Below are 2,849 nucleotides of genomic sequence, written 5' to 3'. Positions count from 1 at the left end.
CCCGGGTCGCCGCCGGCGAGGCCCTGCTCGAGGGCCTGTGGTGGAGCGAGGACGACGTCCCCACCCCCCTCGCCGAAGACATGGCCCGCGCCGCGGTGCGGGCCGCCCTGGCCACCCTGCCCCCCGACGGCCCCGCCGACGGCGGCCCGCGGGGCACGGCCCGGATCGACTTCGCCATGGGCCACGTGATGCCCGCCCTGCGCGGACGTGTTTCCGGCCGTCGGGCCCGGGCCTGGATCGAGGAGGAGCTGCCATGACCGACGCCCTGCAGCCGGACAACGGCGCCTTCGAGGGCTACCGCCCCCCCACCCGCGACCTCCTCGCGCGCGAGAACGCGCCGGTGTGGAGTCAGGTCACCCTGCACACCGACCGCGGCGACTTCGCCGGCCTGATCCTGCCCCGCAGCGAGACCGCCGACGCCGACCACATCGTGCTGAAGCTCGCCACCGGCTACAACATCGGCGTGCGCTGGGACACGGTCGAGCGCATCAGCGTGCACGGGCGCAAGGAGGCCCACTACCAGATCCCGGAGAAGGCCTTCCCCTTCGATCCGCAGAAGCCCCGCGTGAAGCTCTTCGGCACCGGCGGCACCATCGCCAGCCGGCTCGACTACCGCACCGGCGCCGTGATCCCGGCCTTCAGCCCGGGCGAGCTGTACGGTTCGGTGCCCGAGCTGGCCGACATCTGCAACATGGAGACCGAGAAGCTCTACGGCGTGTTCAGCGAGAACATGGGCCCGGAGCAGTGGCTCGGCACGGCGCGGGCCATCGCCGCCGAGATCGAAAAGGGCGTGGCCGGCATCGTCGTCGGCCACGGCACCGACACCATGCACCACACCGCGGCCGCCCTGTCGTTCATGCTGCAGGACGCGCCGGTGCCCATCGTCATGGTCGGCAGCCAGCGCTCGAGCGACCGGCCCAGCAGCGACGCGGCCATCAACCTGATCAACGCCACCCGCACCGCCGCGACCAGCGACATCGCCGAGGTCATGGTGTGCATGTTCGGCCCCACCAGCGACGAGTACGGCCTGCTGCACCGCGGCACGCGCGTGCGCAAGATGCACTCGTCGTACCGCTCGACCTTCCGCACCCTGAGCGACATCCCCCTCGGCAAGGTCGACGAGCGAGGGGTCACGCCGTTCCGGGACGACTACAAGCGGCGCCGGGACGACCGCAGCGTGCGCCTGGTCGACGTTTTCGACGACCGCGTCAGCCTGGTCTACTACTACCCCAACATGAAACCGGACATCATCGACTCCCTCGTCGACAACGGCTACCGGGGCATCGTCATCGCCGGCACCGGCCTCGGCCACGTGAACAAGCCCCTCTACCCCGCCCTGGACCGGGCCCGCGCCGCCGGCGTCCACGTCTACATGACCGTGCAGACCCTGTGGGGCTACGTGCAGATGTACGTCTACGAGACGGGCCGCGAGATCATGGGCAAGGGCGTGGTCCCGGCCGCGAACATGCTGCCGGAGGTGGCCTACGTGAAGCTGGGCTGGGCCCTGGGCCAGACCCAGGACCCGGCCGAGGTCGCCCGGATCATGCTGTCCCCGGTGAACGGCGAAACCACGGCCCGGGAGCCCCACAACGGCTATCTGCTGCTGCAGGGCGGGATTCCCGAGGTCGACGCCTTCATTTCCAGCCACTGGAAGTAGCCCGCTCGCCCGGCTTCCGGGGAGACGCGTCCGCAATCGACCCGTTCGGCCATGATCACCTCATTTCAAACTAAGGCTTCTCTTTAGCCTGTCGATAGTGCTCCTGTGAGAAGACGCGCGTCCCGGACGCCGTCCCCGCGGTTTCAACCCACGCAGGAGCCCCGCATGAACGATGTCGATCTGGAAATCTCGGCGGCATTCGTCGAGGAAGGTCTCGAGATGATCGACGAGGTCGAGCCGCAGCTGGTCGCCCTCGAAACCACCCAGGACGCCGCCGGCCATGTCGATCTCGAGATGGTGAATTCCATCTTCCGGCTCTTCCACTCCCTGAAGGGCAGCGCCGGGTTCCTCGAGCTGACGAACATCGTCGAGCTCACGCACAAGGCCGAGAACCTGCTCGACATCTTCCGCAAGGGCGAGGCCGCTCTCGCCGGCCCCGACATCCCCCTGCTGCTGCAGACCATCGACCTGCTGCGCAAGGTGATGGAGGATCTGGCCGAGTCCGGCCGCGACGACGCCTACCGCGACGAGGTCCAGGCCCAGGTCGCGGCCCTGCAGGTCTCCATCACCGCCAAGCAGAACGGCGAGCCCGCACCCGCGGCGCCGGCCGCCGCGCCGGAGCCCGCCGCCGAACCCGAGGTCGCGGTCGACTGGCCCGACCCCGCCGCCGACGCGCCCGACGCGCTCCACTTCCCGGCCATCACGGTCACGCCCGAGATGAAGGCCCGCTTCATCGAGGAGGCCGAGGAGCTGCTCGACGCCGCGGAGCAGGACCTGCTCGCCGCCCTGAAGGCCGGCCCCGACGGGCCCGACCTCGCCGAGGCCTTGCGCGCCCTGCACAGTTTCAAGGGCAACGCCGGCTTCATGGGCTTCCGCGACCTGGAGGAGCTCACCCATCGCATCGAAACGGTACTCGAGGAGGTCGTCGCCGGCACCATCGCCACCACCGACCAGACCCTGGCCGTCTTCCTCGAAGTCGTCGACGCCGACCGCCGCGCCGTGGCGAGCCTGAGCGACGGCGGCACCGGTCGCATCGACGGCCTGGCCGACCTGCTCGCCCGACTGGACGCCCTGCAGGGCGGCGACGCGGCCCCGACCGACGCCCCACCGGCGGCGCCGAAGAAGTCGGGCTTCATCCCGCTGGGCAGGATGCCGGCCGCCAAGGCGCCGGCCAGATCGGAAGAGCGTCATG

The 2,849-nt window shown here is 70.3% G+C and carries 3 protein-coding genes; all 3 read left to right on the top strand.

The window, feature by feature from the left end:
- The coding region (locus tag KDM41_17770) for a hypothetical protein (GenBank protein ID MCB1185270.1) at window positions 1–257 on the top strand (257 nt) is incomplete at its 5' end.
- Window positions 254–1,657 (top strand): Glu-tRNA(Gln) amidotransferase subunit GatD, encoded by a 1,404-nt coding sequence (gatD, locus tag KDM41_17765; GenBank protein ID MCB1185269.1) that lies wholly within the window; start codon window positions 254–256, stop codon window positions 1,655–1,657. The genes KDM41_17770 and gatD, both read left to right, overlap by 4 nt.
- A 165-nt stretch (window positions 1,658–1,822) precedes the next feature.
- Window positions 1,823–2,849 (top strand): Hpt domain-containing protein (locus tag KDM41_17760; GenBank protein ID MCB1185268.1); only part of this gene is annotated, 1,027 nt, incomplete at its 3' end.

It is taken from the genome of bacterium, assembly GCA_020440705.1.
Classification (GTDB): domain Bacteria; phylum Krumholzibacteriota; class Krumholzibacteriia; order LZORAL124-64-63; family LZORAL124-64-63; genus JAGRNP01.
Note: the sequence above shows the minus strand (reverse complement) of the source record. Positions and strands in the feature narration are given on the sequence as shown.

Coding starts and splice junctions, on each gene's coding strand:
- gatD (MCB1185269.1), top strand. CDS start 254: ATGACCGACGCCCTGCAGCCGGACAACGGCGCCTTCGAGGGCTACCGC.